The sequence below is a fragment of the Phycicoccus sp. Root101 genome (genome assembly GCF_001426245.1).
In the GTDB taxonomy this organism is placed as follows: Bacteria; Actinomycetota; Actinomycetes; order Actinomycetales; family Dermatophilaceae; genus Pedococcus.
On the sequence record NZ_LMCM01000001.1, the window covers coordinates 110,601 to 131,348 of the forward strand.

Annotated in this window: 20 protein-coding genes; 7 read left to right on the forward strand and 13 right to left on the reverse strand. The window is 72.9% G+C overall.

The features are described 5' to 3' along the window. Positions 1 to 3: 3 nt before the first annotated feature. Both aat and ASC58_RS00545 read right to left on the reverse strand, forming a co-directional pair. Complete coding sequence (aat, locus tag ASC58_RS00540; RefSeq protein ID WP_056914900.1) at positions 4 to 684, reverse strand: leucyl/phenylalanyl-tRNA--protein transferase; 681 nt, start codon at positions 682 to 684, stop codon at positions 4 to 6. Positions 685 to 687: 3 nt separating this feature from the next. Then, entirely contained in the window at positions 688 to 1,674 is a 987-nt protein-coding gene (locus tag ASC58_RS00545; protein WP_056918060.1) for a carbohydrate kinase family protein, read from the reverse strand. Positions 1,675 to 1,751: 77 nt separating this feature from the next. Here ASC58_RS00545 and ASC58_RS00550 point away from each other — a divergent pair, with 77 nt between their 5' ends. Next, positions 1,752 to 2,477 (forward strand): flavodoxin family protein, encoded by a 726-nt coding sequence (locus tag ASC58_RS00550; RefSeq protein ID WP_157581326.1) that lies wholly within the window; start codon positions 1,752 to 1,754, stop codon positions 2,475 to 2,477. Positions 2,478 to 2,551: 74 nt separating this feature from the next. On the opposite strand, the gene ASC58_RS00555 is transcribed toward ASC58_RS00550, so the two are convergent. Together ASC58_RS00555 and ASC58_RS00560 are read right to left on the reverse strand one after the other, a co-directional pair. Then, positions 2,552 to 2,941 carry an iron-sulfur cluster assembly accessory protein gene (locus tag ASC58_RS00555; RefSeq protein WP_056914903.1) on the reverse strand — a complete coding sequence of 130 codons (390 nt, stop codon included), beginning with the start codon at positions 2,939 to 2,941 and terminating at the stop codon, positions 2,552 to 2,554. Positions 2,942 to 3,047: 106 nt separating this feature from the next. Next, positions 3,048 to 4,214: a glycerate kinase gene (locus ASC58_RS00560; RefSeq protein ID WP_056918061.1), complete on the reverse strand. Its 1,167-nt coding sequence runs from the start codon at positions 4,212 to 4,214 to the stop codon at positions 3,048 to 3,050. 275 nt (positions 4,215 to 4,489) lie between these two features. Between ASC58_RS00560 and ASC58_RS00565 the strand changes: the two genes are divergently transcribed. Next, positions 4,490 to 4,711: a hypothetical protein gene (locus ASC58_RS00565; protein WP_056914905.1), complete on the forward strand. Its 222-nt coding sequence runs from the start codon at positions 4,490 to 4,492 to the stop codon at positions 4,709 to 4,711. 13 nt (positions 4,712 to 4,724) lie between these two features. On the opposite strand, the gene ASC58_RS00570 is transcribed toward ASC58_RS00565, so the two are convergent. After that, on the reverse strand, positions 4,725 to 5,504 hold the full coding sequence (locus tag ASC58_RS00570; protein WP_056918062.1) for a maleylpyruvate isomerase N-terminal domain-containing protein: 780 nt from the start codon (positions 5,502 to 5,504) through the stop codon (positions 4,725 to 4,727). A 30-nt stretch (positions 5,505 to 5,534) separates the two neighbouring features. Continuing rightward, positions 5,535 to 6,671, reverse strand: a complete 1,137-nt coding sequence (locus tag ASC58_RS00575) for an esterase family protein (RefSeq protein WP_082552806.1) — start codon at positions 6,669 to 6,671, stop codon at positions 5,535 to 5,537. 92 nt (positions 6,672 to 6,763) lie between these two features. Between ASC58_RS00575 and nadA the strand changes: the two genes are divergently transcribed. Then, positions 6,764 to 7,966 carry a quinolinate synthase NadA gene (nadA, locus tag ASC58_RS00580; RefSeq protein WP_369796204.1) on the forward strand — a complete coding sequence of 401 codons (1,203 nt, stop codon included), beginning with the start codon at positions 6,764 to 6,766 and terminating at the stop codon, positions 7,964 to 7,966. Positions 7,967 to 8,068: 102 nt separating this feature from the next. Further along, on the forward strand, positions 8,069 to 9,226 hold the full coding sequence (locus tag ASC58_RS00585; protein ID WP_056918065.1) for a ScyD/ScyE family protein: 1,158 nt from the start codon (positions 8,069 to 8,071) through the stop codon (positions 9,224 to 9,226). A gap of 193 nt (positions 9,227 to 9,419) precedes the next feature. Here the strand turns inward: ASC58_RS00585 and ASC58_RS00590 are convergent, their stop codons facing one another. The 4 genes from ASC58_RS00590 to ASC58_RS00605 all read right to left on the reverse strand — a co-directional run bounded on the left by ASC58_RS00590 (position 9,420) and on the right by ASC58_RS00605 (position 14,825). After that, a complete protein-coding gene (locus tag ASC58_RS00590) occupies positions 9,420 to 10,994 on the reverse strand; it encodes a DEAD/DEAH box helicase (RefSeq protein WP_056918066.1) in 1,575 nt (524 codons plus the stop codon). Positions 10,995 to 11,191: 197 nt separating this feature from the next. Then, positions 11,192 to 12,427 carry a trans-acting enoyl reductase family protein gene (locus tag ASC58_RS00595; RefSeq protein WP_056918067.1) on the reverse strand — a complete coding sequence of 412 codons (1,236 nt, stop codon included), beginning with the start codon at positions 12,425 to 12,427 and terminating at the stop codon, positions 11,192 to 11,194. Then, positions 12,424 to 13,437, reverse strand: a complete 1,014-nt coding sequence (locus ASC58_RS00600; RefSeq protein WP_056914912.1) for a glutathione S-transferase family protein — start codon at positions 13,435 to 13,437, stop codon at positions 12,424 to 12,426. Before ASC58_RS00600 ends, ASC58_RS00595 begins: the two co-directional genes overlap by 4 nt. A gap of 23 nt (positions 13,438 to 13,460) precedes the next feature. Continuing rightward, positions 13,461 to 14,825, reverse strand: a complete 1,365-nt coding sequence (locus tag ASC58_RS00605) for a dipeptidase (protein ID WP_056918068.1) — start codon at positions 14,823 to 14,825, stop codon at positions 13,461 to 13,463. Positions 14,826 to 14,899: 74 nt separating this feature from the next. Here ASC58_RS00605 and ASC58_RS00610 point away from each other — a divergent pair, with 74 nt between their 5' ends. Next, a complete protein-coding gene (locus ASC58_RS00610) occupies positions 14,900 to 15,481 on the forward strand; it encodes a DUF3043 domain-containing protein (protein WP_056914914.1) in 582 nt (193 codons plus the stop codon). Positions 15,482 to 15,513: 32 nt separating this feature from the next. Here the strand turns inward: ASC58_RS00610 and ASC58_RS00615 are convergent, their stop codons facing one another. Beyond that, positions 15,514 to 15,729: a hypothetical protein gene (locus tag ASC58_RS00615; protein ID WP_056918069.1), complete on the reverse strand. Its 216-nt coding sequence runs from the start codon at positions 15,727 to 15,729 to the stop codon at positions 15,514 to 15,516. A gap of 83 nt (positions 15,730 to 15,812) precedes the next feature. On the opposite strand from ASC58_RS00615, the gene ASC58_RS00620 reads away from it, so the two are divergent. Continuing rightward, the gene (locus ASC58_RS00620; protein ID WP_056918070.1) at positions 15,813 to 17,411 is read left to right on the forward strand and encodes an ABC transporter ATP-binding protein; all 1,599 of its coding nucleotides are present in this window, start codon (positions 15,813 to 15,815) and stop codon (positions 17,409 to 17,411) included. 75 nt (positions 17,412 to 17,486) lie between these two features. Here ASC58_RS00620 and ASC58_RS00625 read toward each other — a convergent pair whose 3' ends face one another. Beyond that, entirely contained in the window at positions 17,487 to 17,945 is a 459-nt protein-coding gene (locus ASC58_RS00625) for an OsmC family protein (RefSeq protein ID WP_056918071.1), read from the reverse strand. A 16-nt stretch (positions 17,946 to 17,961) separates the two neighbouring features. Then, positions 17,962 to 19,068, reverse strand: coding sequence for a glycine cleavage system aminomethyltransferase GcvT (gene gcvT / locus ASC58_RS00630; protein ID WP_056918072.1), 1,107 nt, complete (start codon positions 19,066 to 19,068; stop codon positions 17,962 to 17,964). A 94-nt stretch (positions 19,069 to 19,162) separates the two neighbouring features. Here gcvT and ASC58_RS00635 point away from each other — a divergent pair, with 94 nt between their 5' ends. Continuing rightward, on the forward strand, positions 19,163 to 20,695 hold the full coding sequence (locus ASC58_RS00635) for a leucyl aminopeptidase (protein WP_056918073.1): 1,533 nt from the start codon (positions 19,163 to 19,165) through the stop codon (positions 20,693 to 20,695). Positions 20,696 to 20,748 lie beyond the last annotated feature (53 nt).

Consider the following 20,748-nt stretch of genomic DNA (forward strand, 5'->3'; position numbering starts at 1 on the left):
GCCCTAGGCGCCGAAGGTGGGGGGCTGCAGCTCCATCGCACGTCCGAGGCGTTCCAGGTAGTCGCGCCGGGACACCGTGACGACCCCCAGGGTGCTGAGGTGGTCGGTGGACCACTGCACGTCGATGATCCGCCGGTCGTCGCCGTCGGCGAAGACGTACCCGGCCATGGCGAGGACAGCGGCCTTGGAGGCGTCGGTGACGCGGTGGAACATCGACTCCCCCGCGAACAGCCCGCCGACCGCGATCCCGTAGAGACCCCCGACGAGCTCGCCGTCGCGCCAGGTCTCGATGCTGTGGGCCCAGCCGAGGGCGTGCAGCTCGGTGTACGCGTCGACGATCTCCGGGGTGATCCACCGCCCCTCACGGCTGGGGTCGGCGCAGGCCGCCACCACCTCGCCGAACGCCGTGTCCACCCGCATCTCGAACTGCCGCAACGACTTCCGCAGCGAACGGCTCGCGTGCACCCCACCGGGGAGCAGCACCCCCCGCGGATCCGGCGACCACCAGCCCATCGGCCGGTCGCCGTGCTCCCCCAACCCCATGGGGAACAGCCCGCTGCGGTAGGCCTCGAGCAGGGTGCCGGCGCGCAGGTCTCCCCCGACGGCGACGAGGTCCTCGCCGTCGTCGACCTCCGTGAGGTCGAACTCCCAGGGTGTCGGGAGCGGTTCGATGGGTTCGCTCACGGGCTAGGGGGCGATGCAGGAGATGTGCGGCTCGATGGCGTCGGCGGACTCCTGGCCGTAGGCGTCGGCGAGGCGCTGCAGGAAGCTGCGCTTGCCGAGGGTGTACTCCTGCGTGCCGATCGTCTCGATGACATAGGTGGCCAGCATCGACCCGAGCTCGGCGGCGTGCCGCAGCCCGAGGTCGGCGGCCAGGCCGGTGAGGAACCCGGCGCGGAAGGCGTCGCCGACGCCGGTCGGGTCCGCACGCCGCACCTCGCGGGCGACGTGGACCTCGAGCGGCTCCTCACCGCGGCGCTCGATGGTCACCCCGTCCTTGCCCTTGGTGATGACGCGCGTCGTGACGCGGTCGGCGATCTCCTCGGGGCTCCAGCCGGTCTTCTGCGAGGTGAGGGCGGCCTCGTACTCGTTCGTGAGCAGGTAGTCCGCGCCGTCGATGAGCTGGCGGATCGTGTCGCCGTCGGCGAACGCCAGCTGCTGGCTGGGGTCGGCGGCGAAGGGTATGCCGCGGGAGCGGCACTCGCGGGTGTGGCGCAGCATCGCCTCCGGGTCGTTCGCCCCGACCACGACGAGGTCGAGGCCGCCCACCCGGTCGGCGATCGGGCCGAGCTCGATCGCCCGGGCCTCGCTCATCGCCCCGGCGTAGAACGTCGCGATCTGGGCCATGTCCTCGTCGGTGGTGCAGACGAAGCGGGCCGTGTGCTTGGAGTCCGAGACGTGCACCGAGGCGCAGTCGACGCCGTGCCGCTCGAGCCAGCTGCGGTAGTCGGCGAAGTCCTCGCCCACGGCGCCGACGAGGATCGGCCGCTGACCCAGGCCCGCCATGCCGAAGGCGATGTTGGCGGCGACCCCTCCGCGTCGGACCTCGAGGTCGTCGGCGAGGAACGACAGCGAGACCTTGTCGAGCTGCTCGACGACGAGGGAGTCGCGGAACCTGCCCTTGAAGGTCATGAGGTGGTCGGTGGCGATGGACCCGGTGATGGCTATCTGCACAATCGGGAAACCTACCCGGTCACCACCCACCCGGCACCCATTGCCCCACCCGGCCCCGGCGGAGGAGCATGCCTGCCATGACCGACCTCCAGCACGACTTCACGGGCCTGCGCGCGGTGTTCGTCAACTGCACCCTCAAGCGCTCCCCCGAGCAGAGCCACACGCAGGGCCTCGTCGACGCGAGCGCGGCGATCATGAGCCGGCACGGGGTCGAGGTGCAGCTCATCAGAGCCGTCGACCACGACATCGCGACCGGCGTCTACCTCGACATGACCGAGCACGGCTGGGACCGCGACGAGTGGCCGCTGCTGTTCTCCCGGATCGTCGAGGCCGACATCCTCGTCGTCGCCGGGCCGATCTGGCTCGGCGACAACTCGTCCGTGACCAAGCGTGTCATCGAGCGGTTGTACGCCGGGTCCTCGATGACCAACGCCATGGGCCAGTACGTCTACTACGGGAAGGTCGGCGGCGCGATCATCACCGGCAACGAGGACGGCATCAAGCACTGTGCGTCGAACATCCTCTACAGCCTGCAGCACATCGGGTACTCGATCCCGCCGGGGGCCGACGCCGGGTGGATCGGCGAGGCCGGGCCCGGACCGTCGTACCTCGACCCCGGCAGCGGTGGCCCGGACAACGAGTTCACGAAGCGGAACACGACGTTCATGACCTGGAACCTCATGCACCTCGCCGCGATGTTCAAGGCTGCCGGCGGCTTCCCCGTGGGCGGCAACCAGCGCACCGAGTGGGACGCGGGCGCGCGGTTCGACTACGAGGAGCACCCCAACCCCGAGTACCGCTGACGACGAACGGGCCCCCACCGGTGGCGGGGGCCCGTTCGGTCGCGCGGCAGGTGCCGCGGTGACTCAGCAGCCGATCAGCTGAAGGAGTCGCCGCAGGCGCAGGAGCTGCCGGCGTTGGGGTTGTCGATCGTGAAGCCCTGCTTCTCGATGGTGTCCGCGAAGTCGATGCTGGCGTTCTCGAGGTACGGAGCGCTCATGCGGTCGACGACGACCTCGACACCGTCGAAGTCACGGACGAGGTCACCGTCGAGGGTGCGCTCGTCGAAGTAGAGCTGGTAGATCAGGCCCGAGCAACCGCCGGGCTGGACGCCGACGCGCAGGCGCAGGTCGTCACGACCCTCCTGCTCGAGCAGCGACTTGACCTTGGCAGCGGCGACGTCGGAGAGGAGGACGCCGTGGGTCGTCTCGGCGGCCTCGGCAGGTGCCGTGGTGGTGGCCGGAGCGGTCTGGTCCTGAACACTCATCGTGGAACGTCCTTCATGTCGGTGGTCGGGGGTCGGCTGACCATCTCTGCCAACCCACGGTCTGCGGGATATGTTCCCACCCGCTGCTCACCACTGTACGTCGTGGTCACCGCTGGGGGGACCAGGTGGCCGCCACCCGGGCAGCGCGCGCCGCGAGGGTCCCGACGGGGTCGGCCATCGCGGCCTCCACCTCGCGCGCCGACTCGGCCACGGCATACGTCCCGGAGAGCCCCAGGGTCATCGCCTCCCGGCGCCCCACCAGGGTCTGGCCGGCGATGACGACGCTCGGCGTGGCCGTCTCCAGGGCCAGCTCGGCGACCCCGGCAACGACCTTGCCCTGCAGGCTCTGCCAGTCGAAGCTGCCCTCCCCCGTGACCACGAGGTCGGCGGCCGCGAGGACGTCACGCAGCCCGACGGCCGTGAGCACCTCCGTGACGCCGCTGACCCGGCGTCCGCCCAGCAGGTAGAGGGCGTAACCGAGCCCGCCCGCCGCACCGGCACCCGGCTGCTTGTCGAGCCGCAGCGGCTTCCCCGTGAGCAGGTCGGTGGTCTCGGGGAGGGTCCGGCGCACCACCTCGACATACCGCCCCAGCGCACCCTCGAGGGCCTGGGCCAGCTCCGGCGACGCACCCTTCTGCGGGGCGAACACCGCCGAGGCACCCTGGAGCCCGAGCAGCGGGGACTCCACGTCGCTGGCGAGGACGAGCTCGACCCCGGCGAGCTTGCGACGCACGTCCTCGAGCCCGGTCAGGGCGTCGTCGGCGAGGTCCGCGAGCGCCATGCCCCCGCGCGCGAGCTCGGAGGGCCCACCCACGCCGAGGGCCGCGAGCAGGCCCGCTCCCCCGTCGTTGGTGCCGCTGCCCCCGAGGCCGACGACGATACGGGTCGCCCCTGCGGCCAGGGCCGCGTCGAGCAGCTGCCCGACCCCCCACGTGCTCGTCACGGCGGGGTTGCGTTCGTCGGCGGCGAGCAGGTGCAGGCCCGCAGCCTGCGCCGACTCGAGGTATGCCGTCGGGCCGGGTTCGCCGTCGACGAGCAGGATCGCGGCGGGTACCTCGCGGCCCAACGGGTCGGCGACGGTGACGGCCAGGGTGCGGGCCTCGGGAATGGCCGCGGCGAGGACGTCGAGGAACCCCGGGCCGCCGTCGGACAAGGGCATGAGCGTGAGCAGGTCGTGCGGTGCGGTCCGTCGCCACCCCGCAGCCATCGCCTCGGCGGCCTGCTGGGCCGTGAGGGTGCCGGTGAAGCAGTCCGGGGCGATGACGACGTGCACACGGGCATTGTGGCAGCGATGCCGACGGCCACGCCCCGGGCGTCGGTTCCCAGCAGGACCTCGGCCTCCACGTCTCGTTCTGCACCGCCGCCCCCAGGCCGTCGTCGCCCGGTCACCGGGAGAAGTGCTGACCAGCCCCACGACCGTCAGGGGAGCCCATCTGCGCAGGTCAGGAGCTCGTCGGCGCCCCGAAAAGCAGGGTAGCCGGCCGGAAAGGCGCTGATCGGACGGCACGGCGGTCCCCAGGACACGCCAAATAGGAGGACACTGGACTGATGCGCCCCCGACAGCCCGCCAAGAAGCCCGTCCTGAAGAACAGCCCTTTCCAGGCGAAGCCGGCACCCGAGCTGCACGACTTCGCGGTCGACGACCGGGTCACCCACGACCGGCACGGCCTGGGTTCGGTCGTCCGGATCATCGGTGACCGCATGGAGGTCCGTTTCGGTGCCAGCACCGTGAGCGTGGCCCTCAACAGCACCAAGATCCACCCCCTCTAGGCCAGACCCGGCCTCAGGGCACGAGCGAGGCGCCCAGGAGGCGACTCGCCGCTGCCCCGTCCCCCTCGACCTCGAGCACCCCCGCGTCGGCGCGGTGCCAGAGCGAGAGGTACAGGTGGGTCGCCGGTCCACGGACGAGCGCGACCGCATCGCCGCCGACCCCCGGGCGCACCACGGGGACGCCGTCGACCAACCGCAGCGTCCACGAGGCGTCGACATCGCTGCAGGCGAGGGCGACCGGGTGCGGTGCCGGCACGACGACCTCCGGTGGCTCGTCCGCCCGGCGCACCAGCACCCTGGGAACGAACACCTCGAGCACCTCGTCCACGCCGTCGGCGGCCTCGGTGGCTGACAACCCCGCCACGGCATCCACGCGCCCTGACAGGTCGAGCGCCCCTGCAGCGACGAGGGCGTCGACGTGGTGGACGGTGGTCTCGTGCAGCTGGCGGCGCCGCCAGAACCGCACCGTCCCGTGGTGCGGGACGGCGGAGAAGCTCCACGCCGCTTCGTCGGGGTCCCGTCCGGCCAGCGTCTGAACGAGGAGGGCGGCGCTGTCGGCGTACCAGTCGCCGAGCGCCCGGTCACGGTCCCGCCTCGGGTAGGGCTCCGGCGACGCTCCGGTGCGGACCGCCGCCTCCGCCCAGAGGTGCACCCGGCCCAGGTGGTCGACGAGGCTGGTGACGTCCCAGCCCGGGCAGGTCGGCACGGGCGCAGCGGCATCGAGCCCGGCCACCGTCCCGGCCATCGCGGTGGTGGCCCCGCGCAGCGCGGCCAGGGTCGCGGTGTCGTCCATGCGCCGAGCGTACGGGCCCCCACGGTCCGCTCAGGGCGAGAAGCCGGGCACGCTGCGTCCGAGCCAGCTCAGGGCCGTCGGGAGCTCCCCCGCCCAGAGCTGCTCGCGGTGCCCGCCGGTCTTCAGCAGGTCGGTCGTCACCGACAGCGGCGCCCTGACCGACTTGAGGAACGCCGCCGTCGGCGGGTAGGCGTAGCCGTCCTTCTTGCTGGCCTGCACCCACATCGCCAGAGGGGGCGGGTCGCGGCGCACGACCGCGGCCAGCTGGTAGCGGCCCGGGACCCTCGACCCGAACGGTCGGTAGCCACGGCTGAACTCCGGGGTGAACGAACCGCTGAAGACGATGTCACCCCCGAAGACCGCGGGGTGGCGCAGCCCCAGCATCGCGGCGCACCAGCCGCCCTCCGAGTACCCGGCCACGGCCCACGACGACCTGTCGGTCCGGACCCTGAAGTGGTCCACCACGAACTGCGGCACGTCGTGGGCGAGCCAGGTCTCCACCTGCGGCGTGCCCGCCGGACCGTCGACGCACTCCGAGTCCACGGCATACGGCAGGTTGATCTGCGGGAGCACGACGACGGCATCCTTGATCGAGTGGTCGGCGACGGCCCGGTCCAACGCTCCCTCCACGCCCATCCCGGTGAGCCAGGAGTCGGTGGTGCCGGGGTAGCCGTGCAGGGCCTCGAGGACGGGGTAGCTCGTGGCCGTCGCGGTCGAGTAGCCCGCGGGGAGGAGGACGTCGACCTGGCCACGCACCCCGCTCCGCGCGCCGGTCACGGTGTAGTGCTGGACCCGTTCCCCGGGGCTCGGCAGGGCGGGGAGGCTCGTGGCGGGGCGCAGCCCGGACGGCAGCCGGGTGGAGGCGGCGGACCGGGCGGTGGCCCCGTGGTGCGTCACCGTGGTCGCCGCCTGCGCACCGGCGAGGTCGGACCAGCTGACGTAGAAGTCGAAGTGGTCGTTCAGCTCGGCGCCGACGAGGGCGACGACGAGCACGTTGAGCACGAGGAGGCCGGCTGCGCGGGCACCGGTGGCGGCCCAGGGCCGCCTCACCCGGGGACGCCCGGACGCCAGCAGGGCGAAGACCGCGGCCGCAGCCAGCGCGAGGACGACGGGCAGCGTCGTCGACGTCAGGGACACGGCGGACTCCCCGACGCGCGGCGCGTGCACGGCCCACCCATGGGGGCAGCCTGCGCCGGACGCCTGACAGGAGGCTGGGGGTCAGGTGTGAGTCGGCTGCACGTCGGCCCACGGCATACGATCTGGGCGTGAGCACCTCGACGGACGCCTCCCCCACCACGCCACTGCCCCTGCTGGTCCTCGGTCGTGGCCGGGACCTGCACAGCGAGCGCGGGGTGGAGTGCCCGGGCGACCTGCCGGCCGCGTCCGACCCCGGCCTGGTCGAGCGCGCGCGAGCGGCGAAGGAGGCGCTGGGCGACCGGGTCTTCGTCCTCGGCCACCACTACCAGCGTGACGAGGTCATCGAGTTCGCGGACGTCACCGGCGACTCGTTCAAGCTCGCCAAGGACGCGGCGGCGCGACCGGACGCCCCCTACATCGTCTTCTGCGGTGTGCACTTCATGGCGGAGTCGGCCGACATCCTCACCAGTGACCAGCAGACGGTGATCCTGCCCGACCTCGCGGCCGGCTGCTCGATGGCGGACATGGCTGCGATCCGGCAGGTCGAGGACGCCTGGGAGGACCTCGTCGAGGCCGGCGTCGCCGACCGGACCGTGCCGGTGACGTACATGAACTCGTCCGCGGCGATCAAGGCCTTCACCGGTCGCCACGGCGGCACGATCTGCACGTCCTCCAACGCGAGGACCGCCCTGGAGTGGGCCCTGGCGGAGAAGGGCGAGGGGGGCAAGGTGCTCTTCCTGCCGGACCAGCACCTGGGGCGCAACACCTTCGTGCGCGACCTCGGGGGCTCCCTCGACGGCTGCGTGGTGTTCGACCCGCACCAGCCGATGGGCGGCCTGACCCGCCAGGAGCTGCAGGACGCCACCATGATCCTGTGGCGCGGGCACTGCTCCGTGCACGGCCGGTTCAGCCTCGAGGCCGTCGAGCAGGCTCGTCGCGACATCCCGGGCGTCAAGGTCATCGTCCATCCCGAGTGCCGCCACGAGGTCGTCGAGGCAGCCGACGAGGTGGGCTCCACGGAGAAGATCATCAAGACCATCGCGGCCGCCCCCGACGGGACCTCGTGGGTGGTCGGCACCGAGCTCAACCTCGTGCGCCGGCTCGCGACGATGTTCCCGAAGCAGCAGATCGCGTTCCTCGAGAAGAACGTCTGCTACTGCTCGACGATGAACCGGATCGACCTGCCCCACCTCGTCTGGACGCTCGAGTCGCTCGTCGAGGGTCGGGTCGTCAACCCGATCCGCGTGGACCCCGACGTCGCGCACCACGCCCGCATCGCCCTCGACCAGATGCTCGCGCTGCCCGGGGAGACCCACAAGGACTAGTCCCGGTCCGCACGTGGACTAGTCCTCGTGCGGGAGGCGACCTCGTTCACAGATCAACACACTGGGTGACTTGCAGGGATTCCTACCGCAGGGAGTCACCGTATGACCACCACCAGCAGCATCGGACGATACCGCCGCCGGGTCCTCGTGACCTGGGCGGCCAGCGCAGCCCTGGCCGCCGGGACGGTCGGCGCGACCGCCGGACCCGCAGGCGCGCACGACGACCACCACGGCGCCAAGGGCCCGACGAGGGTCGCCTCGGGGTTGGACAACCCACGCCAGCTCACCGTCACCGGCCGCGGTGACGTCTACGTCGCAGAGGCGGGCCGCGGGGGCGCCGGACCGTGCATCGCCGGGCCGGAGGGTCAGGCGTGCCTGGGCACGTCCGGAGCCGTCACCAAGATCGGCAAGCGCGGCCACCAGACCCGCGTGGTCACGGGGCTGCCGTCACTGGCCGCACCGGACGGCACGAGTGCCATCGGCCCGTCCGACGTCGTGGCGCTCGGCGGGCGACGGCTCGCCGTGCTCGTCGGCCTCGGCGCACCTCCCGCGGCCCGCGACGGACTGCCCGACTCGGCGGCCCGCCTGGGCACCCTCCAGCTGGCCCGCGAGGGCTCCGGGTGGACGACCACGCTCGCCGACCTGGCCGCGCACGAGGCCACGGCCAACCCGATCCACGACCCCGACAGCAACCCGAGCTCGGTGGAGCGGTCGGGCTCCGGTTTCGTGGTGACCGATGCCGGCGGGAACGACCTGCTCACCGTCAAGCACGGGAAGGTCACCACGACAGCGGTCTTCCAGGACCAGCTCGCCGAGGCACCGCCGTTCCTCGGGCTGCCTCCCGGGACGATGATCCCGTCGCAGGCGGTACCCACCGCGGTCGTCCGTGGCCCTGACGGCGCCTGGTACGTCAGCCAGCTCACCGGCTTCCCGTTCCCCGTGGGCCACGCCAACATCTACCGCGTCGTCAAGGGCCAGGCCCCCACCGTGTGGGCCACCGGCCTGACCAACGTCACCAGCCTGGCCTTCGACCGCCACGGCCGGCTGTATGCCGTGCAGCTCGCCGACACCGGGCTGCTGGCCGTCGGTGACGCGCTGCCGTCGGGCTCGCTGCTGCAGGTCTCGCGGACCGGCGCGCACAAGGTCGTCGCCGACGACCTGCCCGCGCCCTACGGCCTGGCGATCCGTGACGGCTCGGCCTACGTCTCCACCTGCTCGGTCTGCCCGGGCGGCGGAGAGGTCTGGAGGTACCGGCTGTAGGACCACCGGCGTCGCGCGGGAGGGGCGTGACGCCGGCACAGAGCACAGGGGGCGCCCCGGTCCGACTCATCCCGGACCGGAGACCACCACAGGGGGGCATGGTCCCCGTCACGGAGTCGCAGGGGCGACACCGTGACGGGGACCAGCATCGTGCGCTGGTCCCCGTCAGGCGAGGTGGTGCCGTGCCGTGAGGTCAGCGACCCCGGCGCGCGCCGGGCCTGCTGCCCGCGGAGAAGCCTGCCGCTCCACCGGTGGACGTCGAGTAGGTCGGGGTCGACCCACCGGCCGGGCGACCGCCGGAGCGCTGCCCGCCGGACCGCTGGCCACCTGCCGAGCCCTGGCCCCCGGAGCGACTGCTGCCCGAACGCGGGCCGCCGGTCGAGTCCGCGGCACCGGCCGGACGACCACCGCGGCGGCCACCACCGGACCGGGCGCCGTCCCCGGAGCGCGCGCCCTCACCGGTGCGCGGGCCGCCGGAGCGGGCCCCGCCCGAACGGGCGCCGCCACCGGAGCGGCCGGAGCCGCCACGACGGGACTGTCCGCCGCCGGACCCGCCCGAGGGCTGGGTCGGGGTGGTGAGGACGAGCGGGCCGGTCGTGACGCGCTCGCCCGGGGCGACCTCGAGGAGCATGGGGTGACCGAGGCCAAGCCTCGTGGTCTTGGCGCGGATCCCGGCCTTGTTCGTGAGGACGCGCACGTCGGCGACCTGGTCGTCGGTCATGAGCGTGATGACGGTGCCGTCGGCGCCGGCGCGGGCGGTGCGGCCCGAGCGGTGCAGGTAGGCCTTGTGCTCGACCGGCGGGTCCGCGTGGATGACGAGCGCGACGTCGTCGACGTGGATGCCGCGGGCCGCGATGTCCGTGGCCACCAGCGTGGAGGCCTTGCCCTCGTGGAAGGCCGCCATGTTGCGGTCACGCGCACCCTGGCCGAGGTTGCCGTGCAGCTCCACCGCCGGGACGCCGGAGGCGTTGAGCTGCTTGGCCAGCTTCTTGGCACCGTGCTTGGTACGGGTGAAGACGACCTTGCGGCCCGGGGCCGAGGTCAGGTCGAGGAGCACCTCGAGGCGGGCGTCGCGGTGCACGTGGAAGATGTGGTGCGCCATGGTCGAGATCGGCGACTGCGCCGAATCAGCCTGGTGCGTCACGGGATTGGACAGGTAGCGCTTGACGATGACGTCGATGCCGGCGTCCAGCGTCGCCGAGAACAGCAGCTTCTGGCCGTTCCGGGGCGTCTTGTCGAGGATGCGCTTCACACCGGGAAGGAAGCCGAGGTCGGCCATGTGGTCGGCCTCGTCGAGGATGGTGACCTCGATGCCGTCGAGGGTGAGGGCGCCCTGCTGGAGCAGGTCCTCGAGGCGTCCGGGGCAGGCGAGCACGACGTCGACGCCCTTGCGGAGCGCGGACACCTGCGGGTTCTGGCCGACGCCACCGAAGATGGTGACCGAGGAGATGCCGAGCGGCTCGGCGAGCGGGGCCATGGCGGCCTGGATCTGGGTGACGAGCTCACGCGTCGGGGCCAGGATCAGCGCACGAGGCCGGCGCGACTGGCGCGGGGCGTTCGACGCGGACAACCGGGCCAGCATCGGCAGCAGGAACGCGTAGGTCTTGCCGGACCCGGTGCGGCCGCGGCCGAGGACGTCGCGACCGGCGAGCGAGTCGGGCAGGGTCGCGGTCTGGATGGGGGTCGGGACGGTGATGTCGCGAGCCGCGAGGACGGAAGCCAGGGCGTCGGGGACGCCGAGGCTCGGGAAGGTGGTGTCGACAGACACAGGGGTACTCCAGAGCAGTCAAAGGGGTGTTCCGCCCGGCGCGAAACCGACATGGGTTCGCAGCGCAAGAGCTTGATCACGTGCCACGGCCCGAGGCAGAACTGTGCGGGCCGGTGGCACCACCCTATCGGTTCGCGGCTGCCTCCCCTGACAGCCGACCCCGGGTGCCGCGTCCGCACCACCCGGGGGACGTCCCCTCAGGCGCCCGGGATCTCCTCGACCCGCAGGGTGAAGTCGCGGGCGCGCAGGCGGTTGACCAGCGCGTCCCCCATGGCCGTGGCGGGGGTGAGCACCCCGGCCGCCGGCGGCAGACGGTCGCCGTCCAGGGCCAGGCACAGGGCGGCCTCCCCGAGCATGACCGTCGTCGCGGCATACCCCGGGTCTCCCTGGGCGGTCACGGTGGCGAGGTAGCGGCGACCGGTCTCGGTCGTGGTCCGCACCTTCATCGAGAACCAGCCGCTGCGACGGGCCTTCTCGCTGGGGCCCTCGCCCGGCGAGGGCGCGAGGCGGTCGAAGACGGGACGGGTCCGCGGGTCCGCCATCGCCTTCATCGCCAGACCCAGCCCGGCGGTGAAGACGTTCGCACGTTGCCTGGCGACGAACCCGTCGCCATAGGCGCTGAGCTCGCGGTAGCGGAAGCGACGACCGTAGGCGTGCTCACGAAGGGCGTTGCTGCGCCTCACGATCCGTGAGTTGAAGCTCGCCATGACAAAGGGCCCGACCCAGTCGCCGGTGTCGGCGTCACGGAAGACGGACATGGGGTCGCGCTGCTTGCCCAGGTCCGGCTCGGCCTTGCGGTCGGGGCTCAGGGAGTAGGGGTCGAACAGCGTCTTCACGGCCCGGCGGTCCGTCGCGACGGCCTCGAGCTGGGCCCGGGAGGAGTCCACGGTGCCACCGCTCACGCCACCCTTCGCCCGAGCGTGCAGCGTGGTGTCGAGCAGGCCTCCGGCAGCGTCGTGCCGCGCACGCTCGTGCAGCAAGTGGACGGCGAGGTCGGACGGCACGGAGTCGTAACCACAGGCGGTGACGATGCGCGCACCACTGGACCTGGCCACCGCGTCGCACTCGTCGATCGCCTTGCGCACGAACAGGATCTCGCCGGTCAGGTCCGCGTAGTGGGTACCCGCCCCGGCACAGGCGCGGGCCAGGGGCAGGCCGTAGCGCAGGTAGGGACCCACGGTCGTGGCGACGACGGTGGTGGACTCCGCCAGGGCGCGCAGCGCGTCCTCGTCGGCGGCATCGGCCACGACCACCGGCCAGTCACGCGCAGCGGCGGGGAGCCCGCGACGGACCTCCTCGAGCCTGGCCCGCGAACGACCGGCGAGGGCCACCCTCGTCCCGAGGGGCGCGTGCTCGGCGAGGTAGGCGGCCAGCAGCCGCCCCACGAAGCCCGTGGCCCCGTAGACGACGACGTCGTGCTCCCGGACGCTCACGCCCGCCCCTCGGCAGCCACGGCCTCGCCGTCGCGGACCGGACCAGGAGGGGTCCCGTCGCCGAACGGGCTGCCGCCGAGCGCCTCACGACCGTGGTCCGTGAGCCAGCCCGACAGGTCGGGCCCTGCCGGCACGATGCCGGTGGGGTTGATGTCGTGGTGCACGACGTAGTAGTGCCGCTTGATCTGGGCGAAGTCGGTCGTGTCGCCGAACCCGGGCGTCTGGAAGAGGTCGCGCGCGTAGGCCCACAGGACCGGCATCTCGCTCAGCTTGGAGCGGTTGGTCTTGAAGTGCCCGTGGTAGACCGGGTCGAACCGCGCGAGCGTCGTGAACAGGCGCACGTCGGCCTCGGTGATCGTGTCGCCCATGAGGTAGCGGCGGTCCGCGAGCCGGTTCTCCAGCCAGTCCAGGGCCGTGAACAACCGGTCGTACGCCTGGTCGTACGCCTCCTGCGTCCCGGCGAAGCCGCAGCGGTACACGCCGTTGTTGACCTCGGTGTAGACGCGCTTCATCACCTCGTCCATCTCCTCGCGCAGCGCCTCGGGGTAGAGGTCCGGGGCGCCGTCACGGTGGTGCTGGCGCCACTGCGTCGAGAAGTCGAGGGTCATCTGGGCGAAGTCGTTGGTGACGACCTTGCCGCTCTCGACCTCGACGATCGCCGGGACGGTGATGCCCCGCGGGTACCCGGGCTGGCGCGCCTCGTAGGCGTCCTTGAGCCGCGGGATGCCGAGCACCGGGTCGACGCCGCCGGGGTCGAGGTCGAACGTCCAGCTGTCCTGGTCGTGGGTCGGCCCGCACAGCCCGAGCGAGAGGACGTCCTCCAGCCCGAGCAGCCTCCGGACGATGATCGTGCGGTTCGCCCAGGGACAGGCCCGGGCCGCGACGAGGCGGTACCGCCCCGGCTCGACGGGCCACTCCCCCTCACCGTCGCCGGTCGTGGTGATGCGGTCGTTGATGTAGCGGGTGTCGCGTTCGAACGACGGCTCGACGTAACCCTTGCTCTGCGCCATGCCCTGAACCTAACCGGTTCCGGTCAGCGCGGCAGGGCGCCCAGCCTGGCCAGAAGGATCGCCTCGGCCACGCAGACCTTCTCGAACTCCCCGAGGTGCAGCGACTCGTTCGCGCCGTGCGCCCTGGTGTCGGGGTCCTCCACGCCGGTGACGAGGATCGCCGCCTGCGGGAACTTCTCGGCGAACGCGGCGACGAACGGGATCGAGCCCCCCACGCCGATGTCCACCGGCTCGACACCCCAGGCGTCGGTGAACGCGGCCCGCGTCTGGTCGTAGACCGGCCCGTCGGCGTCGGCGGCGAACCCGGCACCCTGGTCGTCGAGGTGGACCTCCACCTTGGCGCCCCACGGGATGTTCGCCTCGACGTGGCGCTGCACCGCGGCATACGCGTCGAGGGGGACCTCGTCGGGAGCGAGGCGGATGGAGACCTTGGCGCTCGCGGTGGGCACGAGGGTGTTCGAGGACTTCGCCACGGAGGGGGCGTCGATTCCGATGACCGTGGCCGTGGGCTTGGCCCAGATGCGGTCGAGCAGCGAACCGGTGCCGATGACCTCGACCCCGTCGAGCAGGCCGGACTCCTCACGCAGGCGCGCCTCGTCGAAGTCGAGGTCGCTGGCGGTGCCCGACCGCAGGCCCGCGATCGCAACGTCGCCGGCGTCGTCGTGCAGGGTCGCGAGCAGCCGCACCAGCGCGGTGATCGCGTCCGGGACGGCGCCGCCGAACATGCCGGAGTGGATGCCGTGGTCGAGGGTGGTCACGGTCACCACGACCCGGATCAGGCCGCGCAGCGTCGTGGTGAGGGCCGGCTCACCGATGGCCCAGTTGGTCGAGTCGGCGAGGACGATCGCGTCCGCGCGCAGCTTCTCCCCGTGCCGCTCGAGGATGGTGGGGAGCGAGTCGGAGCCGATCTCCTCCTCGCCCTCGACGAACACCGTCACGCCCACGGGCAGCCGCCCGCGGTGGGCGCGCAGGGCGGCGAGGTGGGCCATGATCCCGGCCTTGTCGTCGGCGGCGCCGCGCCCGTAGAGGCGTCCGTCACGCTCGGTCGGCTCGAACGGAGCGCTGTCCCAGTCCTTGTCGTCGCCGGGGGGCTGCACGTCGTGGTGGGCGTAGAGCATCACCGTCGGCGCACCCTCGGGCCCGTCGACGTGGGCGATCACCGCCGGACGACCGCCCTCGCGGACGATCTCCACCTCCAGCCCCTCGGCGCGGAGCAGCTCGGCGGTCGCCTCGGCGCTGGCCTCGACGTGGGCCTGGTCGAAGGCGTCGAGGCTGACGCTGGGGATGCGGGTCAGTGCCTCCAGGTCGGCGCGCAGGCCGGGCATGAGGTCGGCCACCGTGGCCTTGAGGGCGGAAACCTGGTCGGGGCTCAGAACGTCGTCGGTCACGGCGGCGAGCCTAACGGGAGCGCGCACGCCGTCGCGATTCCGGGGAACCCAGGCGCACGGCATACAGTGAGCACGTGTTTGGACGCAGCAAGACCCTCAACGACCAGCAGGCCGAGACCATCGCGCGCGAGCACCGCGAGGGCGCCAAGAACCGGCCCACGCCCAAGCGCAGGGACCAGGAGGCGGCCAACCGTCGCCCGCTGGTCGTCGCCGACCGCAAGGAGGCCAAGAACCTCGACCGCGCCAAGCGTCGCGAGGCCCAGCTCCTGCAGCGCCAGGCCATGGCGACCGGCGACGACGCCCACCTCCCGGCTCGTGACAAGGGTCCGGTCCGCCGCTACATCCGCGACCACGTCGACGCCCGCTGGAACGTCGGCGAGTTCATGCTCCCGGTGATGATCCTCGTGCTGGCGCTGTCGTTCGTGCGGGTGCCGGCGGTCTTCCTCATCGTCTCGGTCGGCGTCTACGGCCTCCTGCTCGCCGCCGCGATCGACTCGTGGTTCATGTGGCGGGGCCTGAAGAAGAAGCTCGTGGCGAAGTTCGGTGCGGACAAGGTCGGCCGCGGGCTGGCCATGTACGCCGTGATGCGCGGCTTCCAGATCCGTCGCTCGCGCATGCCGCGCGCCCTCGCCAAGCGCGGCGAGTACCCGGCCTGACGGTTCCCCGGTCGGCTGACCCGCGCCGCGCCCTACTCGGCGGCGCGCAGGCTCATCGGCCCGTAGACGACGACACCCTCGCGGTGCAGGACGACGGCGTCGACCCCCGCGTCGCCGAGCTCGTGCCAGCTCTCGCCGAACCAGTTCTCCGCGTCGGACTGGGACGGGAACGCCGTCGTCACGAGCTCCTCGCCGGTCAGCTCCTTGCCATCGGCGTCGAGATAGGTCCACGTCCACGCTTCGCTCATGGCGCCACTGTAGGCGGCTGCCGCGACAGCACGCCCGGTGGCGGCTTTGACACCCGTGGGCGCCGGTGCAACGGTCGGGCACTGTGATCGTCCTCGAGGGTGTGCGCCTGGCGTATGGCGCGCAGCAGGCCCTGCGGGACGTCACCGTGAGCGTCCCCGAGGGTGAGCTCGTGCTCGTCGTCGGCCCCACGGGGTCGGGCAAGACGACCCTCCTGCGCACCCTCGCCGACGTCGGGCACGCCCGCACCGCCGTGACGGCGGGCCGGGTCGACGTCGACGGGACGGACCCGCGCACCTGCGACCAGACGACGCTGTCCGCCCTCGTCGGGTGGGTGCCGCAGGACCCGGCGACGGGGTTCTCCACCGACACCGTCGAGGCCGAGGTCGGGCGCCACGTGAGCGCGTCGGCGGGCGACCCGCACGGTGGCCGGCGCCGCATCGAGGAGACCCTCGACCTGCTCGGCCTCACCCCGCTGCGCAGCCGTCGCCTCGTCGACCTCTCCGGGGGCGAGCAGCAACGGGTGGCGATCGCCGCAGCCCTCGTGACCGGTCCCCGGGTGCTGGTCCTCGACGAACCGACCTCGGCGCTCGACCCCGTGGCGGCGGAGGACGTCCTCGCCACGCTGCACCGGCTGGTGCACGACGTCGGCGTCACCGTCCTCGTCTCCGAGCACCGCCTCGAACGGGTCGTCCACCACGCCGACGCCGTGCTGCTGGTCGGCGACGGCGTCGTCAGCCCGTTGCTCGACACCGCCGACGCGATGGCCCGCTCGGCCATCCACCCGCCGCTGGTCGACCTGGGTCGCAACCTCGGCTGGGACCCGTTGCCCCTGTCCGTCCGGGACGCCCGTCGCGCGGCCCGCGACCTGCGGGGCTCCCTCGACGGCTCGTCCCCCCACGGGCCACCGCTCGTCGGGTCGCCCGTGGCCCCGGCGGTTCGTCCGGCCCCGGGCGGGCCGTCGCCCCTGGTCGAGGCCCGCGGCCTCGGGGTGCTGCGCGGCGACACCGTCGCCCTGCGCGGGGTGGACCTGGCCCTCGCCCGCGGCGAGGTCGTCGCCCTGATGGGGCGCAACGGCGCCGGGAAGTCGACCCTCCTGCACGCCCTCGCGGGCGACCTGCAGCCGTCGGCGGGGCGGGTGCGCCACGACGGCGCCGGAGCCGTCGCGCTGTCGACCCAGGACCCGGCAGCCACGGTGGCCGCCCTCGTCGGGGCCGACACCGACTGCACCGTCTCCGCGGTTCTGGCGGCCGTGGACGGCAGTGCCGAGGTGTTCGTGCGGCTGGCGCCGGGGGCGACGCTCGACGGTCCGGTCAGCGCCCTCTCCCAGGGCCAGCGCATGGCGTTGTCCCTCGCCACCGTCCTGGCCCGCCGGGCACCGTTGACGCTGCTCGACGAGCCCACCCGGGGCCTCGACTACGGCGCCAAGGCCCGGCTGGTGGGCGTCCTGCGCGAGCTCGCCGCACGCGGCGTCGCCGTGCTCGTCGCCACCCACGACGTCGAGCTCGCGGCCGAGGTGGCCGACCGCGTCGTCGTCCTCGCCGAGGGCGAGGTCGTGGCCGACGGTGCGGCGGTGACCGTGCTGCTCGACTCCCCCGCATTCGCCCCGCAGGTCGCCAAGGTCGTGCGCCCGGCGCCGTACCTCACGGTCGCCTCGCTCGTCGCGGCGCTGGCCCGCCCCTGACGGGGCTCGGCAGTGGTCACGGCAGGGGCGCCCGCGGGCGGGGTCAGGCGCGCCAGGGGTCAGGCGCGCCGGGGGTCAGGCGCGACGGACCTCGGGCTCGACGACGACGTCGGTGGTGAGGGAGTTCGCGATGTAGCACTGCTCGTGCGCCTCGTGCAGCAACCGCTCGACCTCCTCGTCGGTGACCGTCCCCGCCACGGTGACCACGGGCCGCAGCACGATGCGGGTGATCCGCTGCGGCGTCACGTCCTGCGGCATCTCCCCCGTCGCCTCGTCGGAGTACCCGACGACGTCGACCTTCGCCCTGGCCGCCACCGCGAGGAACGACAGCAGCTGGCAGGACGAGGCAGCGAGGACGAGCAGCTGCTCGGGGTTGGGCAGGTCCGCGTCGCCGCGGAAGTGTGGGTCGGCCGACAGGTCGAGCCCGTCGGTCGCCGGCGGCAGGAACGCCGAGTGCGCCCGCGGGTAGTCGCGGTAGCCGACACCGGTGGAGCCGTCCCACCGGACCTGCGCGCGGTACTCGTGCGACGCCATACCGGCCCCCCTCCCGTCAGCCCTCGCGGACGTCGACCGTCACGAACGGCGGCTTGACCACGGTGGCGGTGACCTCGCGCCCGCGGACGTCGATGACGACGTCGTCGCCCTCGGCGACCGTCGGCTTGAGGAGGGCGAGCGCGATGCCGTTCTTCAGGGTCGGGCTGAACGTCCCGGACGTGACCTCGCCGACGACCGCGCCGTCCACCTTCACCGCACACTGCGCCCGCGGTATGCCGCGGCCGGTCGCGAGCAGGCCCCACGCCACCCGCTCGGGGCCGGCCGCCTTCTCGGCGACCAGCGCGTCCTTGCCCCAGAAGGCGTCCTTCTTCCAGCCGACCGCCCAGCCGACGCGCGCCTGGACGGGCGTGATCTCGGTGGAGAGCTCGTGGCCGTGCAGGGCGTACCCCATCTCGGTCCGGAGGGTGTCGCGAGCGCCCAGGCCGCAGGGCAGCCCGTCATAGGGGGCAGCCGCCTCGGTGAGGGCGTCCCAGAGCTGGGCGGCGACGTCCCACGCGGGGACGAGCTCGTAGCCGCGCTCGCCGGTGTAGCCGGTGCGGCACACGATGACGGGCAGGCCGTTCCAGTCGGTCTCGACGAAGGACATGTACTCGTGCCCGGTCGGCAGGCCGAGCGCGTCGAGCACCTCGTCCGACCTGGTGCCCTGGACGGCGATGACGCCGTAGGACTCGTGCAGGTCCTCCACCACGATGCCCTCGGGGGCGGCGTCGGCCAGGCGGCGGACCACCTCGGCGGTGTTGGCGGCGTTCGGGATGAGGAAGACGTCCTCGTCGCTGCGCAGGTAGGCGATGAGGTCGTCGACGACCCCGCCGTTGTCGTCGCAGCACAGGGTGTACTGCGCCTTGCCCTCGTGGATCCGGCCGAGGTCGTTGGTCAGGCAGGAGTTGACGAAGTCGCGGGCCCCCGGACCCGAGACGCGGGCCTTGCCCAGGTGCGACACGTCGAAGATCCCGACGGACGACCGCACCGCGGTGTGCTCGCGGACGACGCCGCCTCCGGGGTACTCGATCGGCATCTCCCAGCCACCGAAGTCGGCCATCTTGGCGCCCAGCGCCACGTGCCGGTCGTGCAGGGGGGAGGTCTTCAGGGCTGCGTCGCTCATGGGCCGAACGCTACCGCCCCGTGCCGCGGACCCCCGCCGGCACGGATATCCTGCGCAAGCAGGGCCAAACCCACACCACACGAAGGATGCGAACGTGACCACCGTCAACGTTTCCGACCGATCCGCCCACGACCTCAAGGCCGACGTCGTCGTGCTCGGCACGGTCGACGACTCCGGCTCCGCGGCCCTCGCCGCCGGCCAGGGGCTCCCCCGCGACGCCGCCGCCCACGTGGCCGCGCAGCTCGCGGCCCTGCACGCGACCGGCAAGCCCGAGGAGGTCCTCACCCTCGCCGCGGTGCCCTCGGTCGCCGCCCCGCGCGTCGTGCTCACCGGTCTGGGCTCCGCCACCGCCCGCACCACGTCGTTCGACGCGGAGGTCCTGCGCCGCGCCGCCGGCGCCGCCGTCCGCTCCGTGAAGAAGGCCGGCAGGGTCGTCGTGGCGCTGCCCGCCTCCGGCGTCGAGTCGGTCGCGGCGGTCGCCGAGGGCGCCGCCCTGGGTGCCTACCACTACCGCGGGATCCGCGGTCCGGTGAAGGCCTCCCGTGCGAAGGGCACCAAGGCCGCGGCGAAGGACGAGGGTGTCACCACGATCACGGTGGTCACCGCCGACGCGCGGCTCAAGGCCGTCAAGGCGGCGGCGACCCGCGCCGCGGTGCTCGCGGACGCCAAGGCCTACGCCCGCGACCTGGTCAACACCCCGCCGAACGTCCTCTTCCCGCAGTCGTTCGCCGACTCGGTCAAGGCGCGCAACACCGCCGCCAAGGCCAAGGTCACCATCAAGGTGCTGGACGAGAAGGCGCTCGAGAAGGGCGGCTTCGGCGGGATCGTCGGCGTCGGCCAGGGCTCGGTCAACCCGCCCCGCATCGTCACCCTGACGTGGGCCCCCGCCGGCGCCCGGCACTCGGTCGCGCTCGTCGGCAAGGGCATCACCTTCGACTCCGGCGGCCTGTGCATCAAGCCCCCGGCCTCCATGCTCACCATGAAGTCCGACATGGCCGGAGCAGCGGCCGTCGCGGCGACCGTGTTCGCGGCCGCCGAGCTGGGCCTGCCCGTCACGGTGACCGGCTACCTGTGCCTCGCCGAGAACATGCCGAGCGGCAGCGCGCAGCGTCCCGGCGACGTCGTGACGATGCGGAACGGCACCACGGTCGAGATCCTCGACACGGACGCCGAGGGCCGCATGGTGCTCGGTGACGGCCTCGTCCTCGCGGGCGAGGCGAACCCCGACGCCATCGTCGACATCGCCACCCTCACCGGCGCGCAGATGGTGGCCCTCGGTGGCCGGGTCGCCGGGATCATGGCCAACGACGACGCCTTCCGCGACCGGGTCCGCGCCGCCGCCGACGGATCGGGCGAGGCCGCCTGGCCGATGCCGCTGCCGAGCGACCTGCGCTCGCAGCTCGAGTCCGCGGTCGCCGACCTCTCCCACAAGGGCGAGCGCTGGGGCGGCATGCTCACGGCCGGCCTGTTCCTCAGCGAGTTCGTCGAGGAGGGCACCCCGTGGGCCCACGTCGACATCGCCGGCCCGTCGTTCAACGAGGGCGCGCCCTACGGCTACACGCCGAAGGGCGCGACCGGCTACGGCGTCGCGACCCTGCTGTCGCTCGTGGAGGGCTACGCCGGCTGACGCGGCGGACGGGTGACCGGCAGGCCGGCCACCCGTCATACCGGCAACTCAGA

What these genes read in the sequence shown, in the direction of transcription:
- ASC58_RS00565 (WP_056914905.1), top strand. Translation starts at nt 4,490, where the DNA reads ATGCGCCCCCGACAGCCCGCCAAGAAGCCCGTCCTGAAGAACAGCCCT.
- ASC58_RS00550 (WP_157581326.1), top strand. Translation starts at nt 1,752, where the DNA reads ATGACCGACCTCCAGCACGACTTCACGGGCCTGCGCGCGGTGTTCGTC.
- ASC58_RS00625 (WP_056918071.1), bottom strand. Translation starts at nt 17,945, where the DNA reads ATGGCGTCGCACGAGTACCGCGCGCAGGTCCGGTGGGACGGCTCCACC.
- gcvT (WP_056918072.1), bottom strand. Translation starts at nt 19,068, where the DNA reads ATGAGCGACGCAGCCCTGAAGACCTCCCCCCTGCACGACCGGCACGTG.
- ASC58_RS00555 (WP_056914903.1), bottom strand. Translation starts at nt 2,941, where the DNA reads ATGAGTGTTCAGGACCAGACCGCTCCGGCCACCACCACGGCACCTGCC.
- ASC58_RS00615 (WP_056918069.1), bottom strand. Translation starts at nt 15,729, where the DNA reads ATGAGCGAAGCGTGGACGTGGACCTATCTCGACGCCGATGGCAAGGAG.
- ASC58_RS00600 (WP_056914912.1), bottom strand. Translation starts at nt 13,437, where the DNA reads ATGGCGCAGAGCAAGGGTTACGTCGAGCCGTCGTTCGAACGCGACACC.
- ASC58_RS00570 (WP_056918062.1), bottom strand. Translation starts at nt 5,504, where the DNA reads ATGGACGACACCGCGACCCTGGCCGCGCTGCGCGGGGCCACCACCGCG.
- ASC58_RS00585 (WP_056918065.1), top strand. Translation starts at nt 8,069, where the DNA reads ATGACCACCACCAGCAGCATCGGACGATACCGCCGCCGGGTCCTCGTG.